Annotated in this window: 9 protein-coding genes and 4 pseudogenes; 3 read left to right on the forward strand and 10 right to left on the reverse strand. The window is 69.2% G+C overall.

Translation table 11 applies throughout. The features are described 5' to 3' along the window. The first annotated feature begins 118 nt into the window (after positions 1-118). The 3 genes from OHS71_RS01345 to OHS71_RS01355 all read left to right on the forward strand — a co-directional run bounded on the left by OHS71_RS01345 (position 119) and on the right by OHS71_RS01355 (position 8270). Positions 119-6958 carry a polymorphic toxin-type HINT domain-containing protein gene (locus OHS71_RS01345; protein ID WP_328475912.1) on the forward strand — a complete coding sequence of 2280 codons (6840 nt, stop codon included), beginning with the start codon at positions 119-121 and terminating at the stop codon, positions 6956-6958. Between the two features lie 20 nt (positions 6959-6978). After that, a complete protein-coding gene (locus OHS71_RS01350; protein WP_328475914.1) occupies positions 6979-7356 on the forward strand; it encodes an Imm32 family immunity protein in 378 nt (125 codons plus the stop codon). 365 nt (positions 7357-7721) lie between these two features. Continuing rightward, entirely contained in the window at positions 7722-8270 is a 549-nt protein-coding gene (locus OHS71_RS01355; protein WP_328475916.1) for a phosphatase PAP2 family protein, read from the forward strand. A gap of 27 nt (positions 8271-8297) precedes the next feature. Here the strand turns inward: OHS71_RS01355 and OHS71_RS01360 are convergent. From OHS71_RS01360 to OHS71_RS01405, 10 genes and pseudogenes are all read right to left on the reverse strand, one after another. Next, a pseudogene (locus OHS71_RS01360) lies at positions 8298-8441 on the reverse strand (DUF2243 domain-containing protein); the annotation flags it as partial. A 445-nt stretch (positions 8442-8886) separates the two neighbouring features. After that, a complete protein-coding gene (mscL, locus tag OHS71_RS01365; RefSeq protein ID WP_328475918.1) occupies positions 8887-9330 on the reverse strand; it encodes a large conductance mechanosensitive channel protein MscL in 444 nt (147 codons plus the stop codon). A 266-nt stretch (positions 9331-9596) separates the two neighbouring features. Continuing rightward, positions 9597-10385, reverse strand: a complete 789-nt coding sequence (locus OHS71_RS01370; RefSeq protein WP_328475920.1) for a GNAT family N-acetyltransferase — start codon at positions 10383-10385, stop codon at positions 9597-9599. Positions 10386-10430: 45 nt separating this feature from the next. Then, positions 10431-10736 carry a hypothetical protein gene (locus OHS71_RS01375; protein ID WP_328475922.1) on the reverse strand — a complete coding sequence of 102 codons (306 nt, stop codon included), beginning with the start codon at positions 10734-10736 and terminating at the stop codon, positions 10431-10433. A 178-nt stretch (positions 10737-10914) separates the two neighbouring features. Beyond that, positions 10915-11034 (reverse strand): annotated as a pseudogene (locus OHS71_RS01380) (transposase); the annotation flags it as partial. An 11-nt stretch (positions 11035-11045) separates the two neighbouring features. Next, a pseudogene (locus OHS71_RS01385) lies at positions 11046-11701 on the reverse strand (IS5 family transposase); the annotation flags it as partial. A gap of 185 nt (positions 11702-11886) precedes the next feature. Next, a complete protein-coding gene (locus OHS71_RS01390) occupies positions 11887-12093 on the reverse strand; it encodes a hypothetical protein (protein ID WP_328475924.1) in 207 nt (68 codons plus the stop codon). Between the two features lie 237 nt (positions 12094-12330). Next, positions 12331-13767, reverse strand: coding sequence for a glycoside hydrolase family 43 protein (locus tag OHS71_RS01395; protein WP_328475926.1), 1437 nt, complete (start codon positions 13765-13767; stop codon positions 12331-12333). A gap of 444 nt (positions 13768-14211) precedes the next feature. Further along, a pseudogene (locus OHS71_RS01400) lies at positions 14212-14346 on the reverse strand (transcriptional regulator NrdR); the annotation flags it as partial. 439 nt (positions 14347-14785) lie between these two features. Then, on the reverse strand, positions 14786-15442 hold the full coding sequence (locus OHS71_RS01405; protein WP_328475928.1) for a TetR/AcrR family transcriptional regulator: 657 nt from the start codon (positions 15440-15442) through the stop codon (positions 14786-14788). Positions 15443-15452 lie beyond the last annotated feature (10 nt).

Raw genomic sequence — 15452 nt, forward strand, 5'->3', positions numbered from 1 at the left:
CGGGGAAGGGGCCGGCCGCAGTACGCGGCCGGCCCCTTCCCCGGGCCAACTGCTTCGCTCCGCCGTGCGCAGCTGTGCGCTGCCCGCGGAGCACTCAACGGGAGGAAGACGGACCGGCATGAATCTCGGACAACGCACACGAACAGGTCGGCCCTGGCGCCGGGTGGCCGTGGCCACCGCCGCGGTGCTGACGGCGACCCTGATACAGGCGTCGGGGGTCCCCGCCGTCGCCGAGGGCTGGCGCAAGCCGGCGCTGCCGCAGGCCGAGACGTCGGTCGACGGCGGTCCGGCGGGCAAGGCGGTGCCCCGCACCGTGCCGAAGGGTCCCCGTACGCCCGCGAAGGCGCCGGCCACCGCGTGGCCGAACGCGAGTGCGGCGGCGGTGACCTTGCAGCCGGAGGCGACCCGGGTCAAGGGTCTGCCGCTCACCCTGGACACGCGGGTGAAGCGGGCCGCGGACGCGGCCACCGGCACCTACACGGTGGGCACGCTGTCGCGCGAGGCGTCGCGGAAGGCGGGGGTCGACGGCCCGGTCTTCACGCTGACGCCGCGACAGGGCGCCGCCCTGCGCGGTGGCACGGTGCGCGCCGGTCTGGACTACTCCTCCTTCGCCGGCCTGTACGGCGGCGGCTACGCCTCCCGGCTGTCGCTGGTGCGGCTGCCGGCGTGTGCGCTGACGACCCCGCAGAAGGCGCAGTGCCGTACGACGCAGCCGGTGGCGAGTGTCAACGACCGCGAGAAGCAGACGCTGACCGCGTCCTCGGTGGCGCTCAGCGCGAGCACGGCGACGGTGCTGGCGGCGACCGCTTCGGCGAGCGGTGACAAGGGCGACTACAAGGCCACGTCCCTGTCGGCGTCGTCGACCTGGTCCACGGATCAGAGCAGCGGTTCGTTCGCGTGGTCGTACGACATGGGGGTGCCGCAGGTGCCCGGCGGGCTGATCCCGCAGGTCGGGCTGTCGTACTCCTCGGGAGGCATCGACGGCCGCACCGGCAACACCAACAACCAGTCCTCGTGGGTCGGTGACGGCTTCGACCTGGCGCCCGGCTTCATCGAGCGCAGCTACAAGAGCTGCACGGACGACGGGGCGACCAATGCCGACGGCAACAAACCGGGCGACCTGTGCTGGGCTTACGACAACGCCACGCTGTCGCTGAACGGTTCGGGCGGGGAGCTGGTGCCCAACGGCACGAACTCCTTCAAGCTGCGGAACGACGACGGCACGAAGGTCGACCGGATCTACGGCACTTCGTCAGACGTGCGCTCCAACGGCGCCCGCAACGACGAGTACTGGCGGGTGACGACCCCCGACGGCACGCAGTACTACTTCGGCTACAACCGGCTGCCGGGCTGGACCAGCGGCAACGAGACCACCGACTCGGCGTGGACGGTGCCGGTCTTCGGCAACAACGCCGACGAACCCTGCAACGCCTCGACGTTCGCGGCGTCCTGGTGCCAGCAGGGCTGGCGCTGGAACCTCGACTACGTGGTGGACCCGCACGGCAACGCCGTCGCGTACTACTACGACAAGGAGACCAATTCCTACGGCCGCAACCTCAAGGCCGCCGACGACACCCCCTACGTGCGCGGCGGCACCCTGGACCGCATCGAGTACGGCCTGAAGTCCACGGCCGTGTACTCGGCGAAGGCGCTGGCGAAGGTCGACTTCACCAGCTCCGAGCGATGCATCCCCGACAGCAACACCGACTGCTCCTCGATCTCCAAGGACGCGTTCTACTGGTACGACACCCCGTGGGACCTGAACTGCGAGGCGGGCGCCGACTGTGACAACGGCCGGTTCTCCCCGGCGTTCTTCACCCGCAAGCGGCTGACCGAGGTCACCACCCAGGTCCTGGTGTCGGGTTCCTACAGCAACGTCGACGGCTGGAAGCTCGCCCACCGGTGGGGCATGGCCGACACCGACTACCAGCTGCTGCTGGACTCCGTGCAGCGCACCGGCTACTCCGGCACGGCCTCGATCACCCTGCCGAAGGTCACCTTCGCCTACACCCAGCTCGCCAACCGCCTCGACAAGATCGGCGACGGCTACGCCCCGTACATCAAGTCGAGGCTGTCCACCGTCGCGGACGAGTCCGGCGGGCAGATCGACGTCGGCTACTCGGCCCCGGTCTGCGACGCCGCCTCGCTGCCCACGCCGCAGACCAACACCACCCGCTGCTTCCCGCAGTACATCGGCGGTAGTTCGACCGACGACCCCGACCGGCAGTGGTTCAACAAGTACGTCGTCGACACGGTCACCTCGACCGACCGCACCGGCGGGGCACCCGACCAGGTCACGATGTACGACTACCTGGACGGCGCGGCCTGGCACTACGACGACGATGACGGGATGACCAAGGAGAAGTCCAAGACCTGGTCGCAGTGGCGCGGTTACGGCCACGTCCGGGTGCGCACCGGCGGACAGGGCGGCGCGTCGGCGATGAAGACGCAGACCGACAGCTACTTCCTGCGCGGCATGGACGGCGACCGCAAGGACACCACCGGCGGCACCAAGAGCGTCCAGGTCACCCTCGACTCGGGTGAGGGCGACCCCCTTACCGACCACGAGTCGCAGGCCGGGTTCGCCTACAGGACGGTCACCTACTCCGGCCCCGGCGGGAAGGTGCTCTCCAAGACGGTGAGCCGGCCCTGGTACAAGGAGACCGCGAAGAAGGTCCGCACCTGGGGCACCGTCACCTCCAACCTCACCGGATCCGCCTCCACCAGGTCGTGGACCTCGCTGGACGACGGCGCGGGCGCCAAGTGGCGCACCACCGCCGGCTCCGACACCCACGATGCGACCACCGGCCTGGTCATCCAGAGCGAGGACCTGGGCGACACCACGACCGCGGCCGACGACCAGTGCACCCGCACCACGTACGTCGCCGGCAGCGTCCCCGTCGGCGCCATCGCACGGGTCGAGACGGTCGCCAAGGCCTGCGACGCCGCCACCAGCCGCCCCGCCGACGTCGTCTCCGACGTCCGCACCGCCTACGACGGCGCGAACTACGGCGCGGCGGCCACGAAGGGCGACGCCACCAGGACCGCGAAGCTCAAGACCTACAGCGGCACCAGCGCGCTCTACCTGGAGTCCACCTCCACCTACGACGGCTACGGACGGGCGCTGGCCACCACCGACCTGACGGCCGACGTCACGGTCACCTCCGCCGGCACGCTCACCCGCAGCGCCCGCACCGACGGACGGACCACCACCACCGCCTACACCCCCACCACGGGCTTCCCGACGAGCAGCTCGGTGACGACCCCGCCCGCCACGGCCGGGGACACCACGACCGCCCAGACGTCGAGCACCGCATACGAGACGCTGCGCGGGCAGCCGCTCACCGAGACCGACACCAACGGCAAGGCCACCACCTACGCGTACGACCCGCTGGGCCGCGTCACCAAGGTGTGGCAGGCCGACCGCACCACCGGCCAGACCCCGAGCTACGAGTTCACCTACACCATCACCGACGGCAAGCCGGTGGCCGTGGGCACGAAGACGATCGGCAACAACGGCGCCCAGGACACCACGTACGCCTTCTACGACGGCTTCCTGCGCCCGCGCCAGACGCAGGCCCCCGGTCCGAAGGGCGGCACGCTCCTTGCGGACACCTTCTACGACGAACGCGGCCTGACCGCCAAGGAGTTCGCCACCTACTACACCGACACCACCGCGCCCTCCACGACTCTCTTCAAGCCCGAGAACGCGCTGAGCGTCGAGACCCAGAACCGCTACACCTACGACGGCCTGGGCCGGGCGACCGAAGCACGGCAGATCGCCGGCAACGGCGACGGCGGCACGGTCCTCGGCATCACCAGGACGATCTACGGCGGCGACCGCACCACCGTCATCCCGCCCGTCGGCGGCACCGCCCAGACCACCCTCACCGACGCCCGCGGCAACACCACCGAACTGCGCCTGCTGCACACCCGCGCCCCCGAGGCGGCCTACGACACCACCACCTATGGCTACAGCCCGCGCGGTGAGCTGACCAAGGTCACCGACCCGGCCGGCAACGCCTGGACCTGGACGTACGACCTGATGGGCCGGCTCACCGACACCACCGACCCCGACAAGGGCGCCGGCCACAACGAGTACGACGACCGCTCCCGGATGACCAGCAGCAAGGACGCCCGCGGCACGGTCCTCGCCTACGTCTACGACGGCCTGGGCCGCAAGACCGAACTGCGCGACGCCTCCACCACCGGCGCCCTGCGCGCCAAGTGGGTCTACGACACCATCAGCGGCGCCAAGGGACAGCTCACCTCCAGCTCGCGCTACAGCGGCACCCAGGAGTACAAGACGAGCGTCGTCGCCTACGACCGGCTCTACCGCCCGCTGCGCACCTCGGTGACGATTCCGTCGTCCGAGGGCGCGCTGCAGGGCACGTACCTGTCGGCGACCACCTACAACGACTCCGGCACGGTGCAGGGCGTCGGCTACCCCAAGGCGGGTGCGCTGGCGGCCAATTCCGTCACCTACACCTACGAGGACGGCACCCTGCGGCCCGTCGGGATCAGCGGCCCGCTGAACCTGACCGCGACCGCGTCCTACAGCCTCACGGGCAAGCCGCTGCAGTACTCGCTGACCGCGAACGGCGGCAAGGCCACCCTGGAGACCAACACCTACGAGTGGGGCACCCAGCGGCTGGCCACCTCGCGGGTGGACCGCCAGGACGTCACGGGCGTCGACCAGTACAACACCTACAAGTACGACGAGGCCGGCAACGTCCTGTCCGTCTCCGACACCTCCCGCTCCGGCACCGACAACCAGTGCTTCGCCTACGACTACCTCGGCCGGGTGACGGACGCCTGGGCCCAGCCGACCACCGCCTGTGCCACTGCCCCCACCACCGCGGCCCTGGGCGGCCCGGCCCCGTACTGGTCGTCCTACACCTACGACAAGGTCGGCAACCGGCTCACCGAGACCCTGCACGGCACCACGACCGGTGCCGCGGACACCAAACGCAGCTACCACTACCCCGACCCTGGCGCCGTCCGGCCGCACGCCCTGGGCTCGGTGGACACCACTGCCGGGACGGTGAAGACCGGCGACAGCTACACCTATGACGCCGCGGGCAACACCCACACCCAGCTGCTCGGCGACGGCACCTCGCAGACCCTGGACTGGGACGCCGAGGGCCACCTGGCCAAGGTCACCCAGCCGGTGGAGGGCGGCAGCGACAAGGTCACCGACTACCTCTACGACGCGGACGGCAATCGCCTGATCGGCCGGACGCCGACCGAGACCACGCTCTACCTCGGCGCCACCGAGGTCACCCTGGCGAAGGGCGCCACCGTAGCCAAGGCCACCCGGTACTTCGACGTCGGCGGTGGCCACAAGGCCGTCCAGGCCGACAACGGGACGATCTCCTTCACGCTGGCCGACCACCACGGCACGGCCCAGCTGTCCGTCAACGCCGACACCCAGGCGCTGAGCCAGCGCCGCAGCCTGCCCTTCGGCGGATCGCGCGGCGCCGCGACGAACACCTGGACCGGCACCAAGGGCTTCCTCGGCGGCACCACCGACACCGCCACCGGCCTCACCCACCTCGGCGCCCGCGAGTACGACCCCGCCACGGGCCGCTTCCTGTCGGTCGACCCCCTCTTCACGGCCACCGACCCGCAGCAGATGAACGGCTACAGCTACGCCAACAACAACCCGCTGACGAACTCCGACCCGGCCGGCACGGAGATCGGCTCCAAGCCCAACTCCTGCCAGTACGACGTCAAGTACTGCACCAAGCACCAGCAGCAGGAAGTCGGCTACGACGCCAAGAGCGGCACGTCCGACTACCACCGCGGCAACATCTACAAGCGCTCCCACGCGGCGAAGAAGCACTGGGTCGCCACCAACACCCCGGTCACGAACGACGTCGACAAGCTCCAGAACTACTGGGCCAGCATGATGGACGGGGAGTTCACCGACGACTTCTGGTACAACCCGGTCTACGAGTCGGCCAAGGCGGGCTCGGCCTGTTATGGACGCGAGGGATGCCGCCAGGCCTACCTCTACGTGCTGCACACCGGCGACGCCGCCGACGCCGAGACGGCCAAGGAGATCGCGGCCACCTACTGCGTCTACCACGCGAGCCAGTGCGCGGACGAGGCCAAGGAAGTCGCGCGCGGCAGGGTCATCGAGGGCATCGTCGGCGACTTGTTCATGGCCTATCTCGGCGGTGCCGCGGGAGCCGAGAGCAAGGCGGCAGGTGCCTGCCGGAACAGCTTCGATCCCCGTACCGAAGTCCTCATGGCCGACGGCACCACCAAGCCCATCGTCGACGTGCGGAACGGCGACAAGGTCATCGCCAAGGACCCCAAGACCGGCAAAAGCGGTCCGCGTACGGTGACGGCCGAACTTCTCCACCGCGACAACGACCTCGTCGACCTCGAGGTCCGCGGCCCGGACGGCAAGACCGTCACCATCCGCACCACCTCTCACCACCCCTTCTGGGACGACACCGCCCACGCCTGGACCGAGGCCGGCCGGCTCGCCCTGGGCCACACCCTCAAGAGCGCCGACGACAGCCGGGTCACCCTGGTCGGCGTACTGGCCCGGCCCGGGGTGGCCGACATGTATAACCTCACCGTCGCCGACCTGCACACGTACTATGTGCTGGCCGGCGTGACGCCGGTCCTGGTCCACAACTGCAGCATCTCGATGGACGAGGCCATCAACCGAGCCATAGCGCACGTCGGTGACAACGCGACGGTGGTGCGGTCCGGCAGCGGCGGAGTCCAGTTCATGAGCGTGTCGACCGATGCGTCCGGGAACCAGGTCAGGAAGATCGCGAGGTTCGATGTGAACCCCGGAAGCGGGCACGTCCAGAAACTCGGGCCGCATGTGAACCTGGAGACCCAGATCAATGGAAAAACGGTCACCAGCGGTCCGCTCAAGGATCCGCACACGCCGATCGACCCGTCCACGATCCGAGACGGCGACTACTGGCCGTAGGCGAAGAGAGAGGTGTGCCGGTGAAGGTTTTGCGCGGTGACTCGACCGGGGAGCTGGAGCTCTCCGGAACCCGCTCCGAACTGCTGGCTCTCGGGCGGGAGTTGCGGACGGGGCGCGGGGAGTTTCCTCTGGAGAAGGTCTCCGATCCCTTCCCGTACAGCAGGTCGTTGTCACGGATGAGTGTCCGGCGAGCGAGCGGGAAGATCATGATCTCGTCGTCCGGAGACAGTGAATCCCTCGATGTCCAGGGCGGAGAGGAGGCTTTCGCGCTCCTCGCCGACAACATCGAAGGCTTCGCCTCGGAGGCGGACGGGGACGACCACCTTCACGTGGACTACTACCCGGACCACGACTATCTGGCCGAGGGGTCGGGATCGGTGGTCGTCGCCATCGGTTAGCCGCAGGACCGCTCGCCCGGTCACGAACGCCCTTGCCCGCCCCGTTCTCCACGGGGCGGGCAAGGGCGTTTCGGGACGAGGCGCCGGCCGTTTCGCCCGTCGCCGTCAGTCCAGTTGCGTGAGCTTCTACGGCGAGTACGCCAACGGCGCCCTGAGCAACGTCCGCATCTACCCCACCGCCCTGCCCCCGGCTGGCGCCTCGGCCACGGGCGACGGCCCGAGTCCAGGGGGTGTAGGTCCAGTCCCTGGTGCCGGTCAGCTTGCCGTCGACGTACCGGCGGAGTTCCTTGGCGGTGGCGTCGTGGACGCCCACCAGGGGACCCGGCACCGGGCATGCTTAGCACTTTGTGGGATACACGCAGGTCATGAGGTTGCTGGCAGAGATTCGTGAGACAGACCGGCATCTGGCCCAGCGGCTCGCTGCCAGTGCCCCACCCGCCCTTCACCGGGCGCTGTCAGCGGTGGAGGAGACGGCGGAGGGAACCAAGCTGTGGTGCGGCGCGGCCGCGGTGATGGCCTGGCTGGGCGGCGGGCGCGGCCGCAAGGCCGCCGCCGCGGGCATGACGGCTGTGACGGTGGCGCAACTGGTGTCCAACGGCGTGTGCAAGCAGCTGGCCGACCGTCCCCGCCCCCCGAAGGAGTGGTTCCCGCACGACGAGGCCGAGGACCGTCCCGACTCCTCCTCTTTCCCCTCCGGGCACACCGCCGCCGCGGTCGCCTTCACCGCCGCCGTCGCCCCGGCGTGGCCGCTGGCAGGCGCGCTGTGCACAATGCCAGCCGCCATGGTGGCCGTTGAACGCGTGCAAAGCGGCGCCCACTACCCCAGCGACGTCGCCGCCGGCGCGGCCATCGGCCTGGCCAGCGCCTGGCTCATCCACCGCGCCCCGCGCCTGATCCTGCGCCACTGGCTGTAGTGGTAGAACCTGCCGGCGACGTGAGAAATGGTGCCGGTGCAGAATCTGGTGGAAGACGATCTCGTCGACAGCCGCCATCACCGCCGCCCCGATCAGTGCGGCCACAGCCGTCGACCTCCAGGGCTCGACCGGAGCGGCTCGGGCAGTGCCCGGCCCGACCGATTCGCTCATGAGCGTGCCTTTCCGTACAGGGCCTCGTCGGCCGCCCGCCACGCATACCCCTTCCCACGGCGATACTTCCGCCGGGTGCGGGGCGGTGCCGGATCGGGGTACCCGGGCGGGCGTTTGGACACATGGAATGTGCGTCCCTGACCCAGGCGATCATGACTGACCAGACCCATATGACGATGGAGTCGCACCCGGACATTCTGGAGATGCGGGAGCGCCATGCCAGGGCTCGGCTCTTTGCGGGTTCGTCAGCCCTACGCCCTGCCGGAGCCCCGGCTGCTCGTACGCCGACGGAACCGGAACGAGCACACGATCAACCCGGTAGCGAAAGCGAGCGCGGCCGTGACGCCACGCAGCCGGTTCGGCATCGGACGCCGTCGGGTTCTACGGCCTCCACGGACATGCCCGCGACGGGCACGGCAACCCAGGCTGGGCCAGAGAGTTCGGGTCACCCGGCGCGCTGGGTCGTCTCCCCGGACTGAGCGGGTACGGCGGGCAGGGAGACGGTGCAGGAGGCGCAGCGTCGGGCCTGGGCGGGTACGGGGCTGAGGCATTCGGGGCAGTCCCGTTTGGGGGCTTGGACGTCTTGGTGCGGGGCGAGGCGTTCGTGAAGCTTGTTGATCGGGAGCACGACCAGGAAATACAGGGCGCCGGCCAGGAGGAGGAAGCTGATCGCCGCGTTGATGAAGGCGCCGTAGGGGAACTTGGTGGCGCCTACGATGAAGGTCTTGCGGCTCATGTCGCCGGTGGCGCCGGTGGCCAGCCCCACGAGTGGTGTCAGGAAGGCGCTGACGAAGCCGTTCACCACGGCGGTGAACGCTGCCCCGATGACGATGCCGACGGCCAGATCGACCACGTTGCCGCGCAGAATGAAGCTGCGGAAGCCCTTCACCTTCTCACCCCTAAGAGGCTCTCGACGTCGACGGGCGGCACCGAAACCGCGGTCGGCCCACCCCCTCCGCCTCGGATGCCCTGTCAGCCCTCGCCCATGCCGGCCCCGCCCCGCGGCGCGGTGATGTACGTCAAGCACACCATCGCGACCGCCCGCTCAGCCTGAGCTGCACCCCGCAGGCATTGGCTCACATACCGCCCTCTACGGCGGGCTCGGGATGAGAGGGTGCTCTCTCCACCGTGCGCTATGAGCGGCAAGCGTTGGGGTCAGCCGCCGGCGAGTATCGGGCCGGCCGGGGCAGAGAGTGTCTGGTGAGCGTGCGGGCACGACGTGGCAGAACTGGTTGTGGGAATGCGCATCCGGCGCAGGAGATCACGGGTGGTGCGCTTGCGCAGCGTGCTGCGCCAGGTCAGACCCGGGTGGCGGGACCGCAGGTGTGACAGCGCACGGGTGCCCAGGCCGGTGCCGTGGAAGCGCTCGTCGATGGCGACGGTGGTGATGACGCCCTGGGCGCAGTCAGTGCAGATCCGGTAGCGGACCTGGCCGACGACCTGGCGGGTGTGCACGAGGAGCAGACACTCATCGCCCGGGCCGGGGCCATCCGGGATGTGCGTGGACAGGAAATCGATTGCCCGGTAGGCGAGGACGCGGCGGCGCAGGCGGCCGCTTCGCCGGCGACGGCGTGAGTGCTTGGCGCCGTCGTGCCCGGGCGGCGACGTCTCGGCTGTGGACGGGCCGAATAGACTGCCGCTGGCGGGACGCGCATGTTGTCCGTGCATGACGTCTCGGGTGCCCGAACAGCCGACGGATACCCGTTCCAGCGCGCCGCGCGCGCCGCCGGGCGGCACCCCTCTTGTCCGGGAACGGCTCCCGTCACATGCTCGGCAGATGGTCGACGTGATCTTCCGGCGGATACCGGATCCGTCCAGCCAGGACAGCTGTCGGTCGTTTTCACTGCCATCGATCGCCGCGAAGCCCGCCGCGAGCACTCGGCAACTGACCTGCTGCGCACCGGCCTGCGCCGGGCCGGGCGGGATCGGAGCGCGCGCCGCCATGGCCGGGGTGCCGGGCCTACTCGGTGCGCGCTCTGGCCCGGCAGTTCAGTGCTGATGGTGATCGTGCTGGGGCAGGTAGAGAGAACTGATCCGGCTCCAATAGCCGCGCACGAGGTCTTCGGCCTCCTGCACCGCCCGCTGAGCGCACGGCGCGTCCGTCGGCAGGGCCAGCCCGGCTTGGGCGTCGGAGCCCATGCGCCAGGCAGCCCTCAGGGTCGCCCGACGTGCGGCACGGCGGTACGCAGCGGCAGTCCGTAGGCTGCTGCTTCGGCCCGCCAGGCACCATCGCGCCAGCAGGATCGTTGCCACCGCCGACAATGCGCTGGCTGCGTACATCTCGTGATTGGCCACCGGTTCCTCCTGCCGGACACAGACCGTGCCGCGTTCCGGTGCCCTCCTATCTCGCTTTCAACGTTACTGCTGGGTTACGAAAACCTCACAGCCGTGGCCGGGTGTGTGCTTCATGTGCATACGTCTGGATTTCGGGGTCGGCGTTGTGCTTCGGCGACGATGAACCGTAGGTCCAGCGACGGACGAGACGAGTCGACAGCTTGTGCAGGAAGTCCCGGCGCCGGTCGGCGATCCGCGCGTGGACCTTGGCGACGCGGCGACGGGCCTTCTCCTTCTCCCGGTTCACCGAGCCCTTGGCCGCGCCATTGGCTGATCCGACGGTTGAGGGATGACCGCGCGGATCTGCCGCCGGCGCAGATGGCCGCGGATCGCGCGGGATGAGTAGGCACGGTCGGCCAGGACCATGATGGGGCGGGTCCGAGGCCGACCGGGGCCGCCTCTCGGCACCCGGATGCGTGCCATGACCGCCTCGAAGGCGGGCGCGTCACCGGCCTGCCCCGCGGTGACGGCAAGAGCCAGAGGCCGCGCATGGCCGTCTGCGGCCAGGTGGATCTTCGTGCTCAGCCCACCGCGGGAGCGTCCGAGCGCGTGATCGGCTGGCTCATCGCGACCGGTTGCCCCTTTTTGAGCGCTCCGGCGGCGTGCTGGTGGGCCCGGACCACGGTGGAGTCGACCGACACCGTCCAGCCGATGTCATCGACGGCATCGGCTGCCGGGAGGACGGCGGCCAGGAGCTTCTCCCATGTGCCGTCGACGGCCCACCTGATCAGCCGTTTGTGAGCAGTCTGGAACGAGCCGAGCTCGTCGGGGAGGTCCCGCCAGGGAGAGTTGGTGCGGTACTTCCACGCAATGGCCTCGAGCGTGCGGCGGTGGTCGGCCCACCGCCGGCCCCGCACCGGATCGGCCGGCATCAGCGGCTCGATCCGGTCCCACATCGCATCAGTGACCACTAATCGGACAGACACACCCGATCAACTGACGAGCCCACCAAAGAGACACGCCCTAGGGGCGCAGGGTGGGGCTTCGACCACACTCCCCGCTCGCCGGCTCGTTCCTCGACGCCGACTCGGAGGTGGCGAGGAGCTTCGCCCTCCCTGATGCGGTGCATAAAAAGACACGCCTTCGGGAGTCGTCTCGTGCGGGGCGCTGTTCACCCCGAGGTCTCTGCCGCCTCAGTCTCGGACTTGTCGGGGAAGACCAGCCGCACCCCGCCGCCGATCACCAGGAAGCAGGACAGCAGGAGGGCGAAGCGCACGATCCTCGCGGCACCCGCCCAGTCGGACGAAGGTCCCAAGGCCAACCAGAACGCGAGAGCCATCCCCGCGATCACCACCGTCATGCCAACCAAACGACGCACCCCGTGATCCCTTCACTCAATGACCTTCACCCAACGGCCGTCACACAGCCGTCCCACTCTACGCACCGGTAACTGCGGTTCGGCGCACGGAAGATGAGCGGCCGGCTGGATGGCGCCGCACGCAGTCGTGGTGCCCCCGTGAAGGCGCAGAACAGGTGGAATTCCCTGGTCGCAGGTCAGGAGGTCCGGGGACGCCGGCGCTCGTTCGGGGGCGCCGGCATTCCGGTAGGTGTCGGCTCAGCTGGTCACGCGGAAGGTGGCGTCGCTGCGTCCTGTCGCGGTGGTGATCGGGTCGAGGCGGAGTTGGTAGGCGTAGTGGCGGATGTAGTGGTCGGGGTGGTTGTACGACTGGAAGGAGGACCAGGTGGGGTCGGCGAGGCCGGCTACTTGGCGGAAGGTGGCGTCAGCGGCGAACTGGGCGGTGCCGTCGTTGTTGACCAGCTGGAAGTCGTAGTTGGAGTGGCGCAGGAAGTATCCGGGCATGTTCACCGACTCGAAGGAGACGGTGCCGGTGCCCGCCAGGCCGGGCCGCACCCTGAACTGGGCGTCGTCGGCGGGGCTGACGGTGGGGTCGATGCGCACGTCCATGTCGGCGGTGTGCCGCACGTACCGGTCCTGGAAGTTGAACGACTGGAGCCGCTGGGCCGGGGTGCTCGGCCAGCGGGCGAGCACGCGGCTCTCCTCGGCGGCCGTCAGGTTCAGGATCCAGCCGTGGCGCTTCTTCGTGCCGCCCATGTTGTAGGTGCCCGAAGCCGGGATCTGGTAGGAGGAGGGATTGGACGGGTCGGTCGTCACCACCGGCAGGTAACCGCGTCCGGAAGCGTACTGGTCGACGTAGACGGCCCACTTGTTGGTGCCGTTGAACTTCATCCACATCGGGCCCTCGACCATCGCCCCGGTCAAACCGATGCTGGAGAGGTTGCCGAGGTTGGTCCACGTCCCGAGGATCGAGTTGCTGCCTTCGAACGTGATCTGACCGTCGCCGGAGGCACGCACGTAGCGGTAGTTGCCGACGCCCGCCGGCACCTCGACGATCTGGGTGTCGATGATCTCCTGGGTGCCTGGACGCTCGATGTAGATCTGCGGGGTGGTGATGGTGCGGAAGTCGCTGGTGTGGGCGTAGAAGATACGGTGCTTCGTTACGCCGTTGAGGGGCACGTTCGTCGCCCAGTACAGGACGTAGTCGTTGCTGGCCGGGTCCCAGATCGCCTCCGGCGCCCACGCGTTGCGCCCGTCGGGGATGGCGCCGGCAACGTTCAACAGCCGCGGCTGCGACCAGTTGACCAGGTCAGACGACTCCCACACCACGAGGTTGCGGCTGCCGTTGTTGATGGACTCCGACCAGTCCTGCCCGCAGCCGATGCACAGGTCGGTCGCTATGATCCAGTACTTGCTGCCGTCAGGGGATCTCACGAACGCGGGGTCGCGCACCCCCTTCGTGCCGACCGTGGAGCGCAGGACCATGCCGCCGCCGTTGAGGTCGTTCCAGTGCAGGCCGTCGGTGCTGTGCGAGAGGTACATCTGCTGGTTGGTGGCCCCCTCCCCGGTGAAGTGCACCATCAGGTAGCCGGGGTCGGCGGCGGCGGCCGGTTGGGGTGCGGTCAGGGCCTGACCCGTGAAGAGGAGGCATGCGGCGAGCAATATCGCCGACAGCCGTGCGCGCAGCGCGGACATTTACGTCTCCTGTCGTTCTGCCATGCCGCCATCGGGTGGGAGGGGCGCAGTGGAGTGGCTGGGAGCAGCTCGGTCTCGGTGTCGGCGGGTTCGTCGATGTCAGCGGCGGACGAGCGGAGTCTCCGTCTCCTGGTGGTGACCGCTGTCGCGTCCCGCGGTGTGCCGTCGCGGAGCTTGGCCGGGGAGAAGTCCAATGAGAGCAGTTGTTCGATAATTCGAACGTCGTTCGTAAGATCGTGCAGACGTTAAGTGTGCGTAGCGGGACGCGTCAATACTTCTGACACAGGTAGGGCGGACGGTGGTCGGCGGGTCACGTGTACGGGATTCCGATGCGCTTCAGAGGGCGAGTGGCGGTGACGGCCTCGGTATTCATGAAACCTCCCGAGCCTCGGAAAGAAGGTCCTCCCGCCCCCGAGAAAGTGGGCAGGACCATCCTGAGGCCGTGATGGCGGCCTCGAAGTCATCGAGCGAGTCGAACGCCCGGTAGACCGAGGCGAACCGCCGATACGCGACGAGGTCGCGCTCCTGCAACGGGCCGAGTACGGCGAGCCCCACGTCATGGGTGGTCAACTCGGCACTTCGCGACGAGAGCAGTCAGGGCACTGGCGACGCCCGCGGATCAATGTGCCCGCGCAAGGACACAGCACGATGAGTACTCCCCCGCCCCTGCCGCTCGCAGACCCTGACCCGTCCGCGTTCGTCTGCCTGGGCAGCCAGGTCGGCCCTGCGCCATCTGCCAGCGCAAGACACACAAGTATGGCAACGGCGGCAGCCCTCTCTGCCAGTGGTGCATGACACCCGTCCTGAACGGCTGGGGGCCGACCACACGATTCACCAGTACACGCCGCGCCTGACGGCCGCACGCCCTGCACCATGTGCCGGCCCGTCCTGGAGGACACCCGAACACCACCGCCGTCCGGTGGAAGAGATCCCCGGGGACGTGGCACCTGCCCCAGCCCATGCTGACCGCTCCGACCACTGACCCCGCCCTGGCGCCCGGCTGGCCGCAGAGCCCAAGTCAGGGACAGGTACTGGCGTCTGTCCGTTGTCCGGCGTCCGGGGTGGCGGGGCCGCCGACGGTGAAGATGCGATTGAGGTGGTGGCGGAGTACGGCGATGGCTGACTCCGGTGTCCGTTGGGCGACGAGGATGCTGGTGCCCATGGTCGCGGTCATGGCGAGCAGGCTGATGGCCTCGGTGCGTGCGTTGGCGCCCGGATCGGCCAGGCCTGCCGCCTGGGCTCCTTCGATCAGTCCGGTGAGGGCATTCTCGGCGGCGTCAGGGTTGTCGATGAAGGGCTGGGCGGCGAGTGCTCCGTCGGTCACGGACAGGATCGCGTAGGAGCTGTAGAGGAGGTGGAAGGTGCGGCTCTCCTGGTCGGTCGGCAGGGAGGCCAGCAGCAGCGCCTCGATCGTCGTGCGGGGGCCCGGGTCCGGGCCGGCAGCGGCCAGTCGGGCGCCCACGCGGGCGGTGAAGCGGTCGGTCAGGTGCTGGAGTCCGTAGAAGAGCAGCTTCTCCTTGGTCTCGAAGTAGTACTGCACGAGCCGGAGGGATACGCCGGCCTCGGCGGCCACGTCGCGCATGCCGACGGCGTGCAGCCCTCGCCGCCCCGCGACCTGGATGAGCGCTTCGGCGATCTGGGCGCGCCGTTCCTCGTGGTCCACGCGTTTTGGCATCAGTGCTGTC

The organism is Streptomyces sp. NBC_00377, from assembly GCF_036075115.1.
In the GTDB taxonomy this organism is placed as follows: Bacteria; Actinomycetota; Actinomycetes; order Streptomycetales; family Streptomycetaceae; genus Streptomyces.

Bases quoted from the DNA above. Each gene is read 5' to 3' on its own strand.
- OHS71_RS01345 (WP_328475912.1), top strand. From the start codon at position 119: ATGAATCTCGGACAACGCACACGAACAGGTCGGCCCTGGCGCCGGGTG.
- OHS71_RS01405 (WP_328475928.1), bottom strand. From the start codon at position 15,442: ATGCCAAAACGCGTGGACCACGAGGAACGGCGCGCCCAGATCGCCGAA.
- OHS71_RS01395 (WP_328475926.1), bottom strand. From the start codon at position 13,767: ATGTCCGCGCTGCGCGCACGGCTGTCGGCGATATTGCTCGCCGCATGC.
- OHS71_RS01370 (WP_328475920.1), bottom strand. From the start codon at position 10,385: ATGGCGGCGCGCGCTCCGATCCCGCCCGGCCCGGCGCAGGCCGGTGCG.
- OHS71_RS01355 (WP_328475916.1), top strand. From the start codon at position 7,722: ATGAGGTTGCTGGCAGAGATTCGTGAGACAGACCGGCATCTGGCCCAG.